Origin of the sequence: Luteitalea sp., from assembly GCF_022842525.1 — a bacterium.
Taxonomy (GTDB): domain Bacteria; phylum Acidobacteriota; class Vicinamibacteria; order Vicinamibacterales; family Vicinamibacteraceae; genus Luteitalea.
Window position 1 is genome coordinate 67,958 of sequence record NZ_JALHPM010000003.1, and the last position, 18,822, is coordinate 86,779.

Below are 18,822 nucleotides of genomic sequence, written 5' to 3' on the forward strand. Positions count from 1 at the left end.
GTTGTCTTTGACCTCGGCTGAGCCAATACCAGCGGGGCAAGCGGTGCCCGGGTAGGCGATCGCTGATGTGCGCGCGGTCGATGCCAAACGTTGTATGGCAGTAGACCCCGGAGGGCGTCGCGATGATGCAGGACTGGTTGCTCGCCCTGGCGCTCGGCGCCACCATCGCCTGCCACGCGGAATCGGCTCCCCAGCCGGGACGCACCCTGCCGACGACAGATCGACCGGCCGGTGCGCCGGTGTCGTTCGCGCCCGCCCCGCGTCAGTACGTAGCGATGCGGCTCACCTTCACGCCCACGTTCGACCAGCGGCTGCGGATGCTCTCGCCGGATCCCTTCGAGCTGCAGTTCGTCATCATCGACAACACCGAGGGGCGCGTCCGCGGCGTGCTCTCATCGCGGGCGGGCCCCGGCCTCCCGCTCGTCGCGGTGATGGGCGCTGTGGTCCGGGGGCAACTGCAACTCTCCGCGGATCGGGTGCAGACGGGTCCGGGGGAACACCTGTCGTTGAGCAGCATGGAGCTGTCCGGCGCGACCGGGAGCGGGAAGGCCTCGGGCCGGCTGTCTGTCATCGGCGGCGACGTCGGTGAGAGCGCGCCGTTCACGGCCATCGTCACGGCCGCGGCCGACGACGACGCAGGCGTGGTGTCCTTTGATGTGCCGCGGGAGCGGACAGGCGGCCAACTCCTGTCCTCCGACCCGATCGAGGTCGCCATCAGCGAGCCGGTCCCGGTCGGGACGCTCGCGGCGGTCACGGTGATGGCTGGTGGGAAGCCGCTCCCCGGTGCGCTCCGGCCAACCACGCCGATCAGCGGGCTCACCACCCGCGCCGTGTTCGTGCCGGGGGCCTTCCTGCCCGCGGCGGCCACGCTCACCGTCGCCCCCACGGGACTCACCGACACGGCAGGACATCCGGTCTCCTGGGACGGAGTGACGGTGACCACGGGGCCGGACCCGGGACCGCTCACCGCGAACGCCAGCTTCGAGGACGGCCTGCGAGGCTGGCAGACCACCGGGGACGTGTCGGTGATGGGCGCCTTCGAAGGCATCGCGCCGGTGGCCGGCGCGGCGCAGGCCATTCTCACGGCGGGCTCGAGCCTCGCCGGCTACGTCGAGGTGCCGGCACGCGCCACGGAGTTGACGGTATCGTTCGCGATCCTGAGCCAGATAGGTGAGTTCGACGGGAACCACTCGGTGGTCATCGCGCTCGTCGCGGAGGACGGCACGCGCACGGTGATCGTCGACGGCGTCCTCGAGCGCGCCCGCGGCGAGCGCGGCACCTTCGGCACCGAGTACCGGCACCGCATCCCCGCGCGAGTGGCGCGTGTCGACCTGCGGCCGCATCGAGGCCGCCGCGTCACGCTGACCGCCGACGTACGCAGCACCAACTACATGGGGATGCAGAACTTCGCGCTGGTGCTCGACGACGTCAGGGTGAGGTGAATGGGGTTCGGCGAGTGGCTCCGCGGGTTGTTCGGCAGGAGTGAGGCGGTCGACGAGCCGCTGCGAGTCGTCGCGCGTCCGGATCCTGTGGCCATGCCGACGTCGTTCGACGACGGCAGCATTCGATTCGCCCTCGCGCTGTACGAACACCTGCGGCAGCGGCCCGGCAATCTGTGCTTCTCTCCGTACAGCATCCGTGCCGCCCTGGGCATGGCCCTGCTTGGCGCCAGGGGTGACACGGCGGAGCAGATGGCGGGCGCGCTGTGCGCGCCGCGTGGCGAAGACACGTTGCCGGCCGCCGTCGCCGCGCTCGTCCGCAGGCTGCACGGCGGCAGCAGGCAGTACACCCTCTCGGTCGCGAACTCGCTCTGGGCCCAGCAAGGCACACCGCTCCTCCCCGCGTTCCTCGACACGTCGAGCGGCACTACCGCGACGCCCTGCAAACTCGTCGACTTCAAGGGTGCACCCGACGCCGCCGGCGCCGTGATCGACCGGTGGGTAACGCACGAGACGCACGGACGGATCAGCGGGCTCATGCCTCCTGGCGCCACGAACGAGCTCACTCGCTTGCTCCTGGTGAATGCCGTCTACCTGAAGGCTCGCTGGGCGTCGGAGTTCAGTGAGTCGGCGACAAGCGAGCAGCCGTTTCACCTCGAGAGCGGCGGACGGGTGCGGGTGCCGTTGATGTGCCAGCAGACGTGGGCTGGCTACCTGCACGCCAGCGGGTTCGAGGCGCTGGACCTTCCCTACCGAGGCGATGACCTCTCGCTGCTCGTCCTGCTGCCCGAACGCTCGGTCGGCCTCCACGCATTTGAAGAGACGCTCTCCGCGGCGCTGCTCGACGATGTGGTGGCGCGTATGCGCGAGCAGGAGGTGGACGTGTTCCTGCCGCGGTTCACGAGCACGTGGGGAGCCGTGGACCTGCGCGGCGACCTGGCCGCACTCGGCATGCGGCTGGCGTTCGACTCGACCGGCGCGGACTTCTCCGGGATGGACGGACGCCGGCCTCCTGACGTGGACGCGCTGTACCTCTCGGCTGTCGTCCACAAGACCTTCATCGAGGTGAACGAGCGCGGGACGGAGGCAGCAGCCGCGACGGCGGCGATGATGGACGGTGATGCCCTCGAGCCGCCTCCCATTCCCGTCTTCCGTGCCGATCGTCCCTTCCTGTACGCCATCCGCGATCGGCGCAGCGGCATGCTCCTCTTCCTGGGGCGCATGGTGGATCCGACAGAGGGCTGGAGTCCGTAGCGCCGAAGTCCCCGCATGCAGCGCGAGACGTTCGTCTTCGCCCCTGTGCGGAATGCGCACCAGTCGGGCCGATGAGCTTCCGCCCTCCTGGCCGGTGTCAAAGGCAACATGCGCTGGCCCGCTGTGCTGACCGCCTTGTTGGGGAGCGTCGTGCTTGCCGTCACCGCCTCCGGGCAGACGCCGGCTGGCGCCGCCTCGGTGACAGAACCTCAGCCGATATCGAAGGGCTGGCTGACGTACGCCCAATCGCTCGTGGGTCGCGAGCAGGCCGTCGGGGTCGTGATTCGCGAGAGCGAGATGTTCAGCAGGGTGCTGTCGGGCCTGCCCGCTGATGTCATCTCCTCGGTCAGTGAGTCGACGCGCGGCTCCGTCACTGGACTCATGTCCGACGGCGCGCTCCGCTGCCGAACCGCGCTCGACCTCCCCCTCGTCCCGCTGGTCCTCCGCGGGACGCCGCTGTCCGTGCTGAACGATCTCGTGATGCAGGATGCCGAGGCATCGTCCAGGATCCCGCCTGGCATCGTGGGTGGGACGGTTGGTGGTGCGTCGTCCTCGCGCCGAAGTGGTGAGCGCATCAGCCAGCGGCTCGAGGTGCGCGTGGAGTTCGGTGACACGCTCGAGGCGGCTCTGGACCGACTCGTCTCCGTCGGCGTGCCCTTGGGGTGGGGCGTCATCGAGCACGACGAGACGAGCACCTCGCCGTGCCAGATCGTCCTGTTCACCGAAGACACCGTGATGATGACGCCCTACGACGCGCTGCTGCCCGCGACGCCGCCTTCGCGGGTGCCGCGATGACTTTCCGCGCCGTCGTTGGCTCGCCTGCGGGCCTGCTGGCGTCTGCGAGCGAAGACGCTCTGCCAGCGTTTGCTTCCAGGCGGGAACCTCACAGCCGGTTTGGTGCCCGTTTGGACCACGTGCCTGGTACTCCGATCCGGATTCAAAATTGGAAGCGTATTGTTTGCAACACTTTACGGCAAGAGACGCTGGGCTTTTGACACATGGTCAAAAGAGCGGACGGGATTCAAGGCTGACGTGTCCAAACGGCCAGAGGTTCGCTCACGTGCCAGAGACCCGGTACCGGGAGGAGCGCTTCACCCCTTCGTGCAGCACCTCTCCGCTGGCGACCAGGCGCGCCATCGCACGCCGCAGTTGCCGGCGAGGAATCTCCGACCCGATCCGCGCGTGGACTTCGCCAATCGCAGAGCGCGGGTACCGGGCAAGGTCTTCGCGGACAAGGGCAGCGAGCCGGTGCATTTCGATGCGCGCCAGGGACGTCGGCGTGACTAGGCCGACATCCTTCAGGAGCGGCGGCGAGACGAAGTACCGCGTTGCGGCAGTACGACCCGCAGTTCGCACGAGTACGAAAGACTGCTGCGCCTTCGCGACGTCCTGACCATCGTGGGCCTGAGCCGCGCCCAGGTGTACAACCTGATCAAACAGGGCCTCTTCCCGCGTCCGCTCGCACTGGACAGCAACTGCGCGCGGTGGGTCGAGTCGGAAGTGCAGGCCTGGGTGGATGCCAGCATCGTCGCCGCTCGGCTTACACCGGCGGGGCGCCGGTCGTGCAGGACGAACAAGCGTTCCAGATGCACGAACCGGAGCTCGCACACAGCAGACCAGTCGCTGCCGACTGGCGCGCTCGTGCGTGGCTGCGCATCAAGACCGGCCTGTGAGGTACCCGGCCACCGCCTGGCTGATCGGCTGTCCGGTGGACGATTCGTAGAAGCTGAAGCCAGGGCTGGGGTTGACCTCGAAGCAGACCCAGTCACCATCAGGCGTCCTGCGGAGGTCCACGCCGCCAAAGGCGAGGCCGAGCGTTCGCGTCAGCGCGATGCAGCGCTCGGCGACGTCGGCCTCCAGGTCCATGGCATGCAGCGTCGTCAGGCCGCCCTCGCGATTGGCGTACCGGTAGTCCACCCCGTCTGTTGCGATCCGGGTGGCGAACACCTCGTCGCCGACGACGTGGACACGCACGTCGACGCCGGCACAGTGGGCCTGGAACTGTGTCGGGCACCAGCGAATCCGCTCGAGCCGCAACAGGTCGTCGTCGGTCAGCATGCGGACGATGGAGCGAATCCCGCTGGCCGACTTGTAGATCACCTTGCCATGCCGCGCCTTGAACGCGCGCACCTCCTCAGGGTCGTTGGTGACGAGCGTCTCGGGCACCCGGAAGCCGTGCCGCGCGATGATCTGCGCCTGGTATGGCTTGGACGAGTTCGACGCCATGCTCGCGGTGCGGTTGACCACGCGCGCCGGTGTCACTTCGATCCACTGCAGCAGCGCGTCGTGCAGTGACCGACAGTGCTGTCGCTCAGACGAACCCTCCGCGAGGGCCTGCCATTCGGGCAACTGCCGGTCGTCCATCAGGCGGGTGTAGACGCCGACGACCTGATCGAGCGCCACGAGCGTGCGCCCGCAGCGCAGTTCGCCGCCGACCTCGCCATCGGCAAGCTCGACCTGGAGGGACGCCTCGGCGAAGGCCCGCTGGTTGAAGACGACGAAGGGCGTCCCACGGTCGGCGAGCGCATCGAGCACCAAAGCGACTGGCGACTCGGTCGGAATCCCGCACACCAACACGATTGGACCGCTCACGAGGTCGACCTGCGCAGCGCCGCCGTGAGCGCGTCGAGCAACCCATCGCCACCAATGCGCACGTCGCCACGGGGTGAAGCACCAGCGAAGACCCACCCGTCGTCGTCGCCCTGCGCCAGCGACACCGACAGCAGTCGCGTGCCGAGCGTCGAGGCCAGCTGCACGCAGGCGGCCGCGACCCAGGCCGGTACCGGCGTCCCGAAGGTCGCCTGATCGAACACCACGCACGTGCCGCGTGCGATCAGGTGCAGATGCTCCTGGCGCGCGCCCGTTCCGAGCGTCAGGGGCGGCACCGCGAGGCCGGCACGGCCCGCCAGCACGCACCACTGTGCGAACGGCGGTTCGGGCCCGGACAGTCCTGGCGGCACCGGACGATTGACGGCCCGGTCACCGAGGCCCTCCAGCAGGCTGAGCACCACGGCCTGCATCTCCTGCCCTGCATACCAGCCGTCGCTCGCGCTGGCCCGTGCCAGGAGGTCGAGAGGCAGCAGCCCGAGTCGATTGATCGCGCCGGCGACCTCCAACGTGTCGATGGTGCGGCCATCAGGCAACGTGAAACGGGTGCGAACGCTGGAGTCGGTGACGTGATGCACGAGGCGCTGGCTCGTGACCAGCGCCTCCGGCGTGATGGGCACCAGCGGCGTCAGCCCACGACGCCGCAGCCCGGCGATGAGCCAGGCCGCGGACGGGTCGTCGGCATCACAGAACGCCAGCCACATGCCTCAGGACTCGCGGCCCTTCTCCACGTCCTTGTCGTCCTTCGCCCGCTTGGCGTCCTGCGCCTGGCGAGCGAGCTGCGCCGCGACGTCGGCCTCGTCGTGCAAGGCGGACTGCTGCAGGTCGGGGCGATCGGACGCGGCAATGAAGTGCAGCAAGTGCGAGACGGCCTGCTCGAGGCCGGCGAGACGATCGTCGACGGATGGTCCGCCCGGCGCCGGGAACTCGAAGCGCTTCGGTTCGACGTCGCGCAGGTCCTTCTCCTTGATGTCCTTGGTGAACTCCTTCCGCTCCTTCTCCTTAAGATCCTTGATCTGGTCCTTGCTCTCCTTCGTCTCGATCTTTTCCTTGATCTGCTCCTTGAGGTCCTTCGCCTCCTTGGTCTCGACCTTCTCCTTGGTCTCGACTTTCTCCTTGATCTCGATCTTCTCCTTGTCCTTCACCTCCTTGACGATGCCCTTGCCGAGGCCGAGCGTCCGCAGCGCCTGCTCGAGGTCCGGGCGATTGCCGATCCTCTGGGTTGCGGGCCGTCCGGGAGCGTCCTGCTGCGGACTGCCGGTGCTGCGCAGCAGGTTGGTGGCCGTCGCAGGCGTCAACAGCGGGCGACTGCGCGCGCGCAGCGCACCCTGCAGGCTCGCCACAGCGCCGACCACGACCGGCGACGCACTCGACGTCCCGCTGAAGGTGTCGGTGTACCAGAGGTCCTCGTTCGACCCGCCCTGCAGATCGCCGTAGCCGCACGTGGTGACCTCGCGGCCCCAGCCCTGCACATCGACGCGTGCGCCAAAATTCGAGAAGTCGAGCCGCGATCGGTCGGGACCGTGGTCGCGCCCATGCGTGCCTGGCGGCGGCGCGCCGGCGCCGACGAGGATCGCCCCCGACTGCGGGTTGGAGAGGTTGAACGGATTGCGCCAGGTCGTCGGGAAGCCGGTGGGCCGGGTGTTGTACAGCGGGTCGTCGTAGTTCTCGGCGCCGTTGCCGGCGGCTTCGATGACGATGACGCCGCGCACCTGCGTGGCGTGGATGATCGCCGCGAAGTTGGCCGGCCAGAACTCCATCGCGATGAAACCGCGCTGACCGTTGGTGGCCTGGAAGTTGAAGCGGGGCCCAGGGGCATGCAGCTCGATCAGGATGATGTCGCCGGGGCTCAGCGCGTTGGCGGCGTCGGTGATCGCCTTGGCCGCACTCTGGCCAGACCCGAAGATCGAGATCGCCCGGGTGTTGGCCTCGGGGGCGATGCCGGTGACGCCAAACGCATTCTGATCACCGCCGAACACGCCGACGACAGCGGTGCCGTGGTTGCGCCAGACGATGTCGGTGCTCTGCGTGCCGCCGATGACGCCTCCCTGGTTCTGGATGAGGTCTTCGTGGCCGAACCGCCATGCGCCCTCGATGTCGATGACGCGCACCCCTGTGCCGCGGGCGCCCGGCCTCGACCAGGCGCTACGCGCGCCGATCCCGCCTGGAGCCGCATCGAGGTAGAGCTGACGAGCGTTGAAGTCGGGCGTCGCGGGCGGGGCCTCGTCCGGCAGAGCGGGTGGCATCTCCATCACGACCGCAGGTTCGGGCGCCGGCTGGATGTACGCACCGTCGACGAGTGGGTCGTTCAGCAGGTCTTGCTGCAACTGCTCGAGGCTGTCCGCCGGAGCCTGCACCAGGTAGTACCGCGTCAGGTCGGCCAGCGCCGGCAGCTCCGGCGCGCCTACCGCCAGGCTCCGCGCCCGCAGGACGCGCTCTTCGTTGCCGAACACCGGGACGAGGGTGGCCGACCGGTTGCTCAGCAGTCGGGTGAGCGCGCTGACCGAAGCACCGCTGGCTGAGGCCAGGGCCCCCGCGCCCGCGCGCAAGCCGGCGCTGCTCGATGTGATGACGACCAGTTCGCGGCCCTCTGACGAAGACGAAGCGGTGGCCGAGGAGCGACGACGACGTGTGGGTGCGGACTTGCGAGCCATGGGGCACTCTCCTGGTTGGCTACGGCATGGGCGGCTCGGCCGACGGCTCGATGTAGGCCGCCTCCACGCCTGGGGTTCGTTGCAAGGCGTCCAGCAGATCCGCGGTGTCCGCGTCGTCTGGCACGTCGATGAAGAAGTAGGGCGTCAGCAGTGCATCGGATGCGCCCGGGTGTACGGGGCGCACGACGGCACCGGCCGCTCGGACCACCTGCTCGACCGGCAAGGACCCCTCGCCACGGGGCACAGGGCCCTCTCGGGTCACACGGACCCGAACGGCGTCGGCAGTGGCCGCATCGAGTTGCAGGGCAATGCGCACGCGTCCTCCTGCGACGCACCGACGGGATCTGGCCGGTGCGGCGGAGTGTTTGAACTGTTTGCTACATCCACAAGAACGACGGCGGGGCGGGATCCGGACATGGTGGACTTACGCCACGCGAAGCACGCGGAGGGGCGCCCCGGTTGACTGGCAGATGACTTCCTCCGCCGCGGCCTACAGCCTGGTGCGCACGGCTATCAGAAGCACTGATCGGGGCGTGACACGACACCTCCAGGAGGCGATGCGCCGGCCCGTCTGCGTCGACCAACAACGACTCATTCTTTGCATCGGACCGCCCCGCTGCTACTTCACCTCGGGGAACTTGAATCCGAGGTAGGTGCCGGAACTGAGGCCCATCAGCCCGAGGAGCTTCGCGTCGAAGTCCGGCATGGCTAGGCTCTCGTAGACGGTCACGCAGAAGATCACGGCAAGCACCACAGTCCAGGCCATGATCTGGAAGCGGTGAAAGCTGACGCCGTTCTCGTCGCTGAGCAGGTCCTTCCAGAACCCGGTAGACGTGAGAGGCTGCACGCGCTGACCCAGTGCTCGCAACTCGTCGTCGACCTGCTGTGCCCGGGTGACCCTGCCGGCGATCTCGACATGACGTTCGGCAATCCGCTGTCCCAATGCAACGATGTCGACCCCAGGGGGCGCCGCGGCATGCTGCTCTTGCATCTGCGCGAGCGATGCCTGCAAGGCGGCCACGTCCGCGTCAATCTTGAGGCGCTCGTTTCGCAATCCGTCGTTGCGGTTGTCGACAGCCGCCTCCTTGTTCGCATCGATGACCATGGCGCCAAGTGCGGTGCCGGCACTGATCCCGATCAGCGCAAGAACCGACGCCGTGAGCGGGTCATAGGCTCCAGTGACGATCCAGATCAGGAGAAAGGACGCGATGACAATGAAGAACCATACGGCCATCTGGGTACGTCCGAGGCTGAAGGGGCGTCGCTCGGTGCTCCCGACTGGCATGCGCCCCTCGCGAAGTAGATCGCTCCCCCTCGCGATCATCACGAAGAGCAAGAAGAGACCGGCGAAGGCCGCCCCCGCGAACGCGAGGTACCAGCCATCCATGGTCTTGAGCTCGACACTCGCGCTACCGTCAAACGGTGGATGCCCGGCAATGCCCAGCCTGAGCGTAACCGGTCGCGGACTCAAGGACGGCTCCCCAAGAAGCTCCGACCACTCCGCTCGACTATCCGGATGCCGCACCAACTTGAGCCTCACTTCGTCTTTCTCGTAGTCGCGCGCGGTCAGCCTCTTCACCGGGTACCCGTTGATGTAGAGCAGCAGATTCTGTGCATCGGCTGGGTGCTTGGACGCCCACACGTCGAAGCCGGCCACGCGGACAATTAGGTCCTCCTTGAGCTCGATGACCTTCGGCATGGCGTCGTCGCAGAGCTTCGGCAGGGCCTCCGACGCCACCACTTGGTCGCTCTGGGACGCCTCGCACGGGTCTGGAGCAGGGGCGGCCGCCGGCTGTTGCTGACGGGCCTCCGGTGGCCCTGCGGGTGCAGCCTTGGGTGCTGGTGCCGGCGCGGCCGGGCCGGCCTTGGCTGCGGCACCCGCTTGCGGCGCGTCTGCCTTGGGTGCGGGCAGCGCGGGGTTTGCCGGATCGCCCGCACCCGGAGCCTGCGTCGCGGTCGCGCGCGACGCCTGGCAAAGCAGGACCAACAGACCAGCGATGACACGACTTCTCCACATGGTGCGCCTCCTTCGATTGTGTGGCAGCCGATTCGACGAGGACCGAGTCAGCCAGTCCTAGAGAACGCCGGCGGCGGCAGAGGAGTACAGGGCGCCAGATGAGGACAGGGATCCGCTGTTGGCGACCGCCGTGGTGGAGGACATGGCGTCGGCCCCGCGAGCGCCACAACGTGCGGCCTGGCCTCTACCGTCACGCCACTGCCGCGAACTTCGCTGTACGTGAACGTCCTGCATGCCCGACTGCTGCGTGCTAACGAAGAACGCTGAACTGGCTAGGTTCGGACACACCAAGATCGACGCTGGCGGAGGTGTACGGAATCGGGCTGCGCCACGTTAAGGGGGTCTGTGCCCATTCCATCTCCTCCCCTTCGTCGACTGCACGGCCTTCTGGTCACGACTTACGGAGCACAGACATGCTAACCATTCCCGTTACCGACAAGACCTTCACGAAGGGCTTCACCGGAGGGCGCGGTGAGCTGGAGCTGTCGTTCACGGGTGCGACGGGAGTCGCCGTGGCGCTTGACCCGGCCGCTCCGTTCCCGGACGAAGCGAAGGTCCTCACTGCTGCCAAGGTCGCTGGCAGTACGCCAGAGCTGAAGTTTGGCAGTGATGCGGTTGCTTGCACTGCCAGCTTCAGTGGGGGGGGCGACTTCACGCTCATGCTCGCCCGCGCCGGTGACGGCACCAAACTGCCGGCGGGCGCGGCGCCACTTGGCGAAGACCGTCTCGGCGTAGTTCTTGGACTCGGGGCACACGGGAAGGCGGCCGCCGGTGCGAAGGTGACTGCTCCGGCAGGCTTCTCCTTTGGCATCTCGGCGAAGGCTGGCGCGAACGTCACCCTCAACCGCTACCTGGAGTTCGCGAGAACGACACCCGCTCGATCGATACTCGCACTCATCCTTTCGGATATCCGGCTTCCCCAGTCCCGTGGCAGCGTACCCGACCTGCCGCGGGACGGCGAGGTGGTGGAGTTTTCATACTCCGGATTTCTCGAACTCGCATCCGCACTCAATTGGGGCTACAGCCTGACAGCCTCCGAAGGGTTCGCGATCCGCGACATCGAGGCCAGGCTGGACTACGCTTTGCGAGCCAAGGCCGCGCTGACGCTCGGCTATCGACTCGCGGGCGACTTCACCATCGTGCTCACACGCGGCCACGCCGACGGCTGGGCACGCCTCGCCGTGCGCAAACGAAAGGACACACGCCTCCAAGCCGCCGCCGGGTTCGACTTCACGGCGAAAGCGGACGTCTCCGGCTTCAGCGAGGCTCCGAACGAGTTCCTGGGCGCGTTCCTCGGCACGGACGTGAAGTCCGTGCTCGATGCCCTGGACAACGCCGTCGACGTCACCGACCTCAATGCACTCGAGAAGAAGGTCGGCCGGCTGCTCACCGGGCTCGTGCAGGAACTCGCTGAACAGTGGACCGGCGCCGTGATCGATTCGCCGCAGGTCGCCGTTGTGCTCGCCAACATCCGCAAGGCGGTCGAGGCCTACCAGTCGATCGACGAACGCGTCGTCAACACCGTGATGGAGCTGTACGAGAAGTCGCTGGGCCCGAACAAGGAGGTCCTCGAACAGGCACTACGACTCGTGGCTACGCTGTCAGGCCGCGACGATCTCCTCACGCTGAGCAACCAGGACGCGTGGAAGCTGATTCAGCAGATTGTTGGTGGTGACGTCCATGCCCTGGTTACCGGGGACAGCCTCGAGCCGTTCGCGAGGGTGCAGCTGGTCGCCGGGGCTGTTCTGCGCCTGGCCACCGCTCCAGAATTCGAGAAGCTGCGGGACGTGATCGGAGCGGCGAAGAAGCGTCTCCGACTCGACGAGCTCTTTGGTGCCCTGGAGAAGGTCAAGACGGCGCAGGACATCCGCCAGCTTCGTGACACGACGCTTCAGGGTCTCGTGGAGCGGATCGTTGGCAGGACTTTCGATGTGATCGAACAGAGCGAGGCCGGAAGGACCGTCACCGAACTGAACAAGACCCTGGCCGGACTCAAGCGGTTCAAGGACGACTTTGCCGCCCATGCACAGAAGGCACTGCATCAGTCGGTGGAACTGCGCATCAACTTCCTGTACACCCGAGCCACTTCCGACCAGGCGCTGATCGACGTCGAGATCGACCTTTCCCGAGATGGTGGACCAGAGCTGTTTGCAGACGCCGCGGCCGGCCGCATTGCTCCTGTGTTCGTGGCGGCGCAGCAGGCCCGCGGCGTCCTCGTGCACAAGGCAAGGCTCACGCACGAGGTGACGCGGTCGTCACAACTGCAGTTCAATGCGTTCGGCTGGGAGTTCAAGCGCCTGTTCGAGGTCGTCACGCGTACGGATGTCTCCCTGCAGTCGCATGCGGGCGGCCTCGTGCAGGTCTTCGCCAGTGAAGCGTCGCTCAAGGAGCTCGTGGAGAGCGGCCGCAAGCACAAGGAGCGCATGCAGGCCAGCCTGCTCTTGCGCATGGCTGGCGAGTCCTTCGGTGCATCGAGCGATCGCCCGACCCGCGAGTATCTGGTCAAGACGCTCGAGCGCATGAGCGTCGGCTACGACCTGATACAGAGCGATGACATGACCGACATCAAGGAGCTCTCGAGTTACCTCGAACTCGGCAAGCACCTCGGCTTGGTCCAGGATGGCCTTATTGCGGAGTTGGAGGCGCAGTTTGGCAAGCGCCTCGGCCGGGTCAAGGCGAGCTACACAGTCCGGTTCGATCACAAGGCCGTTCACGATGCATTCGTCGCCCTGACCGGCGAACCGTTGGACCGACTGGTCCGACTCACGAGCCGCCGTCTGATCGCCAGTGCGCTGGTCACACGGCGGACGCCATTCCAGGCACTCGTCGGGCTGGCGCTCACCGACGCAAACGCGCAGAAGAATCGCGACAACACACTAGAGAGCGCACCGGTCACGGTGACGTTGCCTGGCTTCATGACCGGCGGCGCGCCAAGGAAGGAGTCGTTCGATCGCGACGACCCGCAGATGGCGATCCTCCGAACGCTGCTCAACGTCGAGGATAGTCTCGCCAAGCGCTTCGTCAGACTTGATGCCGTCGTCGACGACGCTCGCACGACCCAGCGTGCCGTATCCCTCGGCGAACTGGAAAAGGTCGAGGCGGACGTGCTGAAGGCCGGCGGGGAGATGGACAAATTCGGCGCTCCCAACACGTTTTTTGGCGTCTTTGATGCGCTCGTGCGCGTCGGCGGCCTCGGCAAGGCGCACCGCGAGTCGGCCATGGTGCTGGAGATCACCCCCCCAGGGGGCGAAACCGTGACGCGGTTCTTCATGGACAGCCCGCTGGTGTCGGCAGACGCGGGCTGAGCCAGTGATGCACTAGCTGGAACCACCGGCAGCCGACCAGGTGGAGGCCTCGCCTCCACCTGGCGATTCCACGCACTCTCCCTCTCGAATTGGCTCAATAACTACCTGCGCAGGGTCGAGGGACGTGAGAACGACTACGTGGTGGTTAGCACTGGCGACCCGGCCCGCTTGATGGCTAGCGCGACGGCCTTGCCTGCGTCGAGGCGACCGAACCCGGTCCTGTCGGTGTGCCCCGCCTTGTCGTCGGGCGCCGCACACGGGACGCACGCCTGCTGCAGCAGGTCGCGAAGATCCGCGCCGGTCAGGTTGGGGGCGATGGAGAGCACCAGCGCGGCGATGCCGGCGGCGATCGGCGCAGCGTAGGAGGTGCCACTCGCCACCGCCAACGCCTCGTCCGGCAAGAGTCCGAGCACCGCGTGCCCGGGGGCCAGGAAGGCGAGTTCACGCCCATGGCCACCGGGATGCCGCTCTCCTTTCGGTCCACATGCGCCGACCGGGATCGTCAGGCCGGACGCGTTGACCTCGTCGATGGCGATTGGGCCGTCTTCGTTGGCAACCGCCCAGAAGATCGGCGTGCCGCGGCCTCCGCGGCCCGAGGCACTGGCGAATCGCAGCGCATCGTGCAGCACGGAACGAAGATGCCAGGGGCCGGAATCCGGCCCGAGGCTGCACACGATGACGTCTGCGGGCGTGCCACCACCGCCCTCGAGGTACGGCGCGGCGGCGTAGGCGACCGCCCGTGCCAACGTGAGCTGCGAGCCCAGACTGTCGCCAAGGCAAGCGATGGGCATCAGCGACGCTTCCGGCGCCACGCCACAGCCGGCAACACCGTTGTTGGCTCGCGCAACCGCCAGGCTGGCGCAGAACGTGCCGTGGGCGCCGGTCGGGAGCGCGCGCGTGCGTACCAACTGCGCGTCGTGGTACGGCGTCGTCTGGAACATCGCGGCGTCCGCTGTGACTGCGGGGGCGATGTCCGAGAGAGCGAGGTGGAAGCCGTGGTCGATCATCGCGATGGTGACGCCGGCCCCTCGAGTCCTGCGCCAGGCGTCGATAGCGCTGACCCCTGAGGACGCAAACCGTGCGTCCCGCGCCGCGGGGTGCCACATCCACTGCTGCGCCTGCTGTGGGTCGGGACCGCGCGCCCCAATAGGTTCGAGCAAGTCGACTTCGGCATACCGAATCACTCCGGGTGGTTCTTCGGCCTGCAGCCGCCCGGCGAGTTCGAAGACGTCCACGCCGGACGTCGGCACGACGACCCGCAGTTGTGGCGCGAAACGAAGACGCCGGACCTCGGCACAGTCGTACTTGGCGATGATGCCGTCGGCCGTGGCGTCGGTGACGTCATCGGCGAAACCCACCGCGATGGCTCCGGTTGCCACGACGGGGCGTCCTGACGCCTCCTCCTCGAGGACCTGCAAGGCGTTCGCCGACGGATCGTCCAGCGAACGCGTCAACCAGGGTCGCTGGCTGAGGGGCCGCAGGCCACGGAGCACACGATGCAGCTCGGGTCGGGCCGGGTCGGTCAGGACGTCGTCGACCGAGCCGCACCGAACCAGGGAGACCTCGCGACCGCCAGAGATGCGACACGTCGTCCTGCGCTTCGTCATGACGGAACTGGCACCGGGCTAGACGTTCACTGCCGAGCAGTACTTGCCGCGACTGGGTGTGGCCGGGTTCGTTTCGGCAACTCCGCAGTGCGGCTTGACGATCTTGAACGCGGCGATCAGCTCGTCTTCGCCGATCGTCGCCGTGGCCCCGCGGCCCCCGGTGGCATGCATCTCGGCGATGGTGGCCAGGTACCGGGCCAGATTTCGCAGACGTCGCCTGTCGCGGCGCCACACCGCATCACCACGATCGTGCGACAGCGACTCGGCGAAGTCGAAGGCGAAGAGCTCGATGAAGCGTTCGAGCGGCTCTGGTTCGATGGGCACCTGTGCGGCGTCTTCGATCCAGGTGCGGAACTCTTCGAGTGCGATGCGGAACGGATACTCGGCCATGTGCCTCCAACGGCATCGCGGCAGGTGCCGCGCGAGAGACAAGAACGTCGTAGGCGTCTCAAGCGGACAGGGGGCCGACGCGTCCCTGATGCAGGATGGCGCGCAGGGCATCCGCAAAGTCCGTCGCAGACCGGAAGCGCTCACTCCGGCGCGGGTGCAGAGCCCGCTCTACGAACGACGTGATGGCCTTCGGGGCGTCTTCGGGCACGAGGATATGGCGCGCTCCCGAGGTCGTCCGAATCTTCCTGAACACGCGTCCAACGGTCGGCGCCGAGAACGGGTGTGGCGCCCCGAGCATCTCGACCAGAACCAGTGTCAGCGCCCAGAGGTCATCCTGACTTGAAGGACTGTCGCCATCCAGCACCTCAGGAGAGAGATACAGGGGTGTCCCGGCAAGCGCTGAGCTCGTCCCACTCAGGTCGATGGACGACCCCTGCCAGGTACTCGAGGTCGTATGCCTTCCGATCAGCCGAGACAGGCCGAAGTCGAGCAGTTTGGGCCGGCCGGAGGCGCTGAAGCCAATGTTGGACGGCTTGATGTCGCGGTGCAGGAAGCCGAGTGCATGAAGAGCGCCCAGCCCCTCGGCCAGCGCGATCACGCTGGCAATGGCTTCGGCAGCCACGAAAGGGCGCGTCCTCAACCGGTCCGCGACAGTGCCTCCTGGCAGGTACTCCGCGACAAGAATGGGAGTCTGTCGCCAGACCTCCAGCCCGAAGATCGTCGCCAGGCAGGGATGTTCCACGGCGGCCATGGCACGTGCCTCGGCTCGGATCGAGCCCGGATCGACGGTCGACAGGCGAGGCAGCGTCTTCAGCGCCACGCGTCTGTCCAACGCCTCGTCGTGTGCCAGATAGACGACGCCCATCCCTCCACGCCCCAGCCGACGCGTCACATGAAACTTGTCGGCAACCCGCGCCGGCAGGGATGCCAGCATCCTGTCGGTCGAGGCACAGACACACCGCGGAGCGGCTTCGAACACGTCGCCGCAGTCCTCGCACTCGAAGGCGAGCTCATCGCGGTCATCGGAGTGCAGCTCCGTCGATCCCTGGCGCGCCAACGCATCCAGGGCCGCGCCCGCCGTGCTGGCGGCCGCGTCGGCGTAGTCCAGGTCCTGTCGGGACAGCGGGAACCCGTTGGTTCGTGGACCGATGGCGACGCAGCCGATGACGCTGCCGTCGGGGCCAGGGATCCTGACGAGCGCGTGCACCTCCCTCTGCGTCAGCCAGTTCTGGTCCCGCGGGGGCAGGAGCCCGTACAGAGGCCCCTCGGGTTCGAGACTGACTGCCCCGGAGCTCTCGTCGAGCACAGCCGTCAACGCCCCATGTGCGTCTGGCCCGTGTGCTCCACCCAGCAACGACGACCACTCTCCGCTGGCGCGACGTTCAAGGACGCTCACGGACCGTGCGCCGAGCGTACGCTGCACGTGCATTGCGAGCGAGGCGGCGATCTCCCGTCGGCTTCTTGCCCTGCTGATGGCGACGGCGGCCTCGCTCAAGGGCCGCCCGTAGTCGAGTGGGGCCCCGACAAAGTGGCGATCGAGGCTCCGAAGCATCGGCCCGCGTGTGAGCAGGAGCAACGTGCCCACTCCCATGGTGAACAACCCCGGCCAGCTCATCTCCGCTGCCAACTCCTCGACGGTCCGGCCTCGGCGCAGGTAGGCCTGCACGACAAACCAGCCAATGGGGAGCAGTGTGAGGATCACGAGTGAGACTCTCGCCAGCGCGTACTGAAGCGCGCGCCTGACCACGAGGCGGAGCGACAACACCCGATGCACGAGCACCGCATACGACGTCGCGAACGGAACGGCCAGCAAGCCGCCGAACACGGCTGCGTCGATCAGCCGTGTCGCGGAGGCCGATGCGTCCAGCGGCTGCCACAGGCCCGGCAGCGTTGCGCGGGACAAGCCAGTAGCGACCAATGGGCCGAACCCGGCCAACAGGCTCAGACTGAACCACCTCGCTCGCGCGCGCTCGGCCTCGGCGGCCGCTCGCGTGCGCAGGACGACTGCCAGGACGCCCGCCAGCAGGAACAGGTACACGACCGGCCAGAACCATCCGTCCGGCGCTCGTCGACTGAAGGTGGCGGCCCAGCCGAGCCCCGCAGCACCCTGCCCCACGCCCGGTCGTGCCATCGCGCTCGATCCGAACAGCACGAGTGAGACAGACAGCGCCAGCCCCATCAGGAGGTTGGCAAGACGGTCGAATCGCGTGAACCGCACGATGAAGGGGAACTCGCGCGCAAACCGCCAGGTGGTCAGCGGTATGAACGACTCGAGGTACACACCGGACCACAGGAGGGCCGCAGTCTGCATGCCCCCGCGCTCCAGGACCTCCAGGGCCGGTCGTGCCATAGCCGCGGCCAGAAGCAGGTAGAGCTGACCAAGGTGGCGGGCACGCGAATCGCGTGCCCCGCCATTCAGGAGCAGTAGGGCCGCGCCCGCGAGAGCCAGCATGATCGCCAGCTGTGCGTTCAGGAACGTGGTGCGCGGCGTCGCGACTACCTGGCCTGCGCAGGCGAAGATGACGTGAACGCCGGCCATGACGTTGAGCGCCAGGTCCAGGAGCCACACTGCGCCATCGCTTGCCTGGGATGAACTGGTGTCGGCGTGGGGCCGCTGTTCGAGTCCGACGACGGCCTCGAGTTGCGCGAGCACGTGTCGCTCGTCGTCACTCCGTCCAAGGAGCCGCGCTGCGGTCCAGTCGATCGCCTCGCCGTTCGCCACGGCGGCAGCCAGCCGACTGACGGCTCCGCTCTCACGCTCCACGGGCCATCTCCACGGCCAGCCGCTGCAGAGCCCTGCGGAGGGCCACACGTGCGGTGTCGGTTCGCACTCGACCCGTCATCGCCGCCAACTGCTCGATCGAGTAGCCCAACTCGACGCGCGCGACGACGAGCCGGCGGTCGGACTCACGCAGTCGACCAATGCCCTCTCGGTACCTGCGCTCCGTTTCGCTGAACATCGCGGCCTGCAGTGGCGAGGGCGCCCCGTCTGCGAGCCGCTCGTCTACCTCCGACGCGATGCCGCGACGGCCAATGCGGCGAAACTCATCCTTGATTCTGTTGTCGACGGCTCGACGCAAGTACGCCTGGAGAGCGGCATGGCCCTGGGGTTCGAAGCCGTTGAAGCGACGAAGCGTCTGCAGCAAGGCCTCTTGTACCAGGTCGCTCGTGTCCGCGACGGTGCGCGCCCATCGCGGCAGGCGCCCATGCGCCCACCGAGTCAGTGGACCGACATGCCGCGCGACGATCTCCGCGATGGCGGACTGGTCGCCGCGGCGGGCGCGCAACAGCAAACGCATGGACGTGCGCTGCGGGCCTGGCAGGGCCGCAAGCGTCACCGCAGTCGCGTCGGAGTCACCGCGTGCGTCGTCTGGGAGGCGGTCGCCGGGCTCCATGTGTCGAACTCCTGAGTAGGCCGCAAAGATACCTCAACCGGCCGCGGCCACAACAACACCGCCGCACGGCTGCGCCGCCGTTCTGGTCAGGGCATCTACAAGACGTCCAGCGGGGCCAGGCGGTTGTCGACCGTCAATGCTCCGGCGGCCAGGC

14 protein-coding genes and 1 pseudogene are annotated in these 18,822 nt (G+C 67.5%); 6 read left to right on the forward strand and 9 right to left on the reverse strand.

Annotation, left to right across the window (positions count from 1 at the left end):
• Positions 1–122: 122 nt before the first annotated feature.
• The 5 genes and pseudogenes from Q0C41_RS01325 to Q0C41_RS31300 form a co-directional block, all read left to right on the forward strand.
• Positions 123–1,442: a hypothetical protein gene (locus Q0C41_RS01325; RefSeq protein ID WP_291980636.1), complete on the forward strand. Its 1,320-nt coding sequence runs from the start codon at positions 123–125 to the stop codon at positions 1,440–1,442.
• Positions 1,443–2,693, forward strand: a complete 1,251-nt coding sequence (locus tag Q0C41_RS01330) for a serpin family protein (protein WP_291980637.1) — start codon at positions 1,443–1,445, stop codon at positions 2,691–2,693.
• Positions 2,694–2,801: 108 nt separating this feature from the next.
• Positions 2,802–3,488 (forward strand): hypothetical protein, encoded by a 687-nt coding sequence (locus Q0C41_RS01335; RefSeq protein WP_291980638.1) that lies wholly within the window; start codon positions 2,802–2,804, stop codon positions 3,486–3,488.
• A 306-nt stretch (positions 3,489–3,794) separates the two neighbouring features.
• Complete coding sequence (locus Q0C41_RS01340) at positions 3,795–3,980, forward strand: hypothetical protein (RefSeq protein ID WP_291980639.1); 186 nt, start codon at positions 3,795–3,797, stop codon at positions 3,978–3,980.
• Between the two features lie 84 nt (positions 3,981–4,064).
• Positions 4,065–4,196, forward strand: a pseudogene (locus Q0C41_RS31300) (AlpA family phage regulatory protein); the annotation flags it as partial.
• A gap of 153 nt (positions 4,197–4,349) precedes the next feature.
• Here the strand turns inward: Q0C41_RS31300 and Q0C41_RS01345 are convergent.
• From Q0C41_RS01345 to Q0C41_RS01365, 5 genes are all read right to left on the reverse strand, one after another.
• On the reverse strand, positions 4,350–5,285 hold the full coding sequence (locus Q0C41_RS01345; protein ID WP_291980640.1) for a hypothetical protein: 936 nt from the start codon (positions 5,283–5,285) through the stop codon (positions 4,350–4,352).
• Positions 5,282–6,004, reverse strand: a complete 723-nt coding sequence (locus tag Q0C41_RS01350; protein WP_291980641.1) for a hypothetical protein — start codon at positions 6,002–6,004, stop codon at positions 5,282–5,284. Before Q0C41_RS01350 ends, Q0C41_RS01345 begins: the two co-directional genes overlap by 4 nt.
• A 3-nt stretch (positions 6,005–6,007) precedes the next feature.
• Entirely contained in the window at positions 6,008–7,954 is a 1,947-nt protein-coding gene (locus tag Q0C41_RS01355; RefSeq protein WP_291980642.1) for a S8 family serine peptidase, read from the reverse strand.
• Between the two features lie 19 nt (positions 7,955–7,973).
• Positions 7,974–8,270 carry a hypothetical protein gene (locus tag Q0C41_RS01360; protein ID WP_291980643.1) on the reverse strand — a complete coding sequence of 99 codons (297 nt, stop codon included), beginning with the start codon at positions 8,268–8,270 and terminating at the stop codon, positions 7,974–7,976.
• Positions 8,271–8,573: 303 nt separating this feature from the next.
• Positions 8,574–9,971: a hypothetical protein gene (locus Q0C41_RS01365; protein WP_291980644.1), complete on the reverse strand. Its 1,398-nt coding sequence runs from the start codon at positions 9,969–9,971 to the stop codon at positions 8,574–8,576.
• Between the two features lie 413 nt (positions 9,972–10,384).
• Between Q0C41_RS01365 and Q0C41_RS01370 the strand changes: the two genes are divergently transcribed.
• Positions 10,385–13,276, forward strand: a complete 2,892-nt coding sequence (locus Q0C41_RS01370) for a hypothetical protein (protein ID WP_291980645.1) — start codon at positions 10,385–10,387, stop codon at positions 13,274–13,276.
• A 134-nt stretch (positions 13,277–13,410) separates the two neighbouring features.
• Here the strand turns inward: Q0C41_RS01370 and Q0C41_RS01375 are convergent, their stop codons facing one another.
• The 4 genes from Q0C41_RS01375 to Q0C41_RS01390 are packed head-to-tail and all read right to left on the reverse strand — an operon-like array spanning position 13,411 to position 18,668.
• Positions 13,411–14,883, reverse strand: a complete 1,473-nt coding sequence (locus Q0C41_RS01375; RefSeq protein WP_291980646.1) for a S8 family serine peptidase — start codon at positions 14,881–14,883, stop codon at positions 13,411–13,413.
• A gap of 18 nt (positions 14,884–14,901) precedes the next feature.
• Complete coding sequence (locus Q0C41_RS01380; protein ID WP_291980647.1) at positions 14,902–15,273, reverse strand: hypothetical protein; 372 nt, start codon at positions 15,271–15,273, stop codon at positions 14,902–14,904.
• A 58-nt stretch (positions 15,274–15,331) separates the two neighbouring features.
• Positions 15,332–18,037: a serine/threonine-protein kinase gene (locus Q0C41_RS01385; RefSeq protein WP_291980648.1), complete on the reverse strand. Its 2,706-nt coding sequence runs from the start codon at positions 18,035–18,037 to the stop codon at positions 15,332–15,334.
• Positions 18,027–18,668, reverse strand: coding sequence for a sigma-70 family RNA polymerase sigma factor (locus Q0C41_RS01390; protein ID WP_291980649.1), 642 nt, complete (start codon positions 18,666–18,668; stop codon positions 18,027–18,029). The genes Q0C41_RS01385 and Q0C41_RS01390 overlap by 11 nt, the downstream gene beginning before the upstream one ends.
• Positions 18,669–18,822: the final 154 nt, after the last annotated feature.

Bases quoted from the DNA above. Each gene is read 5' to 3' on its own strand.
- Q0C41_RS01380 (WP_291980647.1), bottom strand. From the start codon at position 15,273: ATGGCCGAGTATCCGTTCCGCATCGCACTCGAAGAGTTCCGCACCTGG.
- Q0C41_RS01355 (WP_291980642.1), bottom strand. From the start codon at position 7,954: ATGGCTCGCAAGTCCGCACCCACACGTCGTCGTCGCTCCTCGGCCACC.
- Q0C41_RS01335 (WP_291980638.1), top strand. From the start codon at position 2,802: ATGCGCTGGCCCGCTGTGCTGACCGCCTTGTTGGGGAGCGTCGTGCTT.
- Q0C41_RS01325 (WP_291980636.1), top strand. From the start codon at position 123: ATGATGCAGGACTGGTTGCTCGCCCTGGCGCTCGGCGCCACCATCGCC.
- Q0C41_RS01370 (WP_291980645.1), top strand. From the start codon at position 10,385: ATGCTAACCATTCCCGTTACCGACAAGACCTTCACGAAGGGCTTCACC.
- Q0C41_RS01390 (WP_291980649.1), bottom strand. From the start codon at position 18,668: ATGGAGCCCGGCGACCGCCTCCCAGACGACGCACGCGGTGACTCCGAC.
- Q0C41_RS01330 (WP_291980637.1), top strand. From the start codon at position 1,443: ATGGGGTTCGGCGAGTGGCTCCGCGGGTTGTTCGGCAGGAGTGAGGCG.
- Q0C41_RS01350 (WP_291980641.1), bottom strand. From the start codon at position 6,004: ATGTGGCTGGCGTTCTGTGATGCCGACGACCCGTCCGCGGCCTGGCTC.
- Q0C41_RS01375 (WP_291980646.1), bottom strand. From the start codon at position 14,883: ATGACGAAGCGCAGGACGACGTGTCGCATCTCTGGCGGTCGCGAGGTC.
- Q0C41_RS01365 (WP_291980644.1), bottom strand. From the start codon at position 9,971: ATGTGGAGAAGTCGTGTCATCGCTGGTCTGTTGGTCCTGCTTTGCCAG.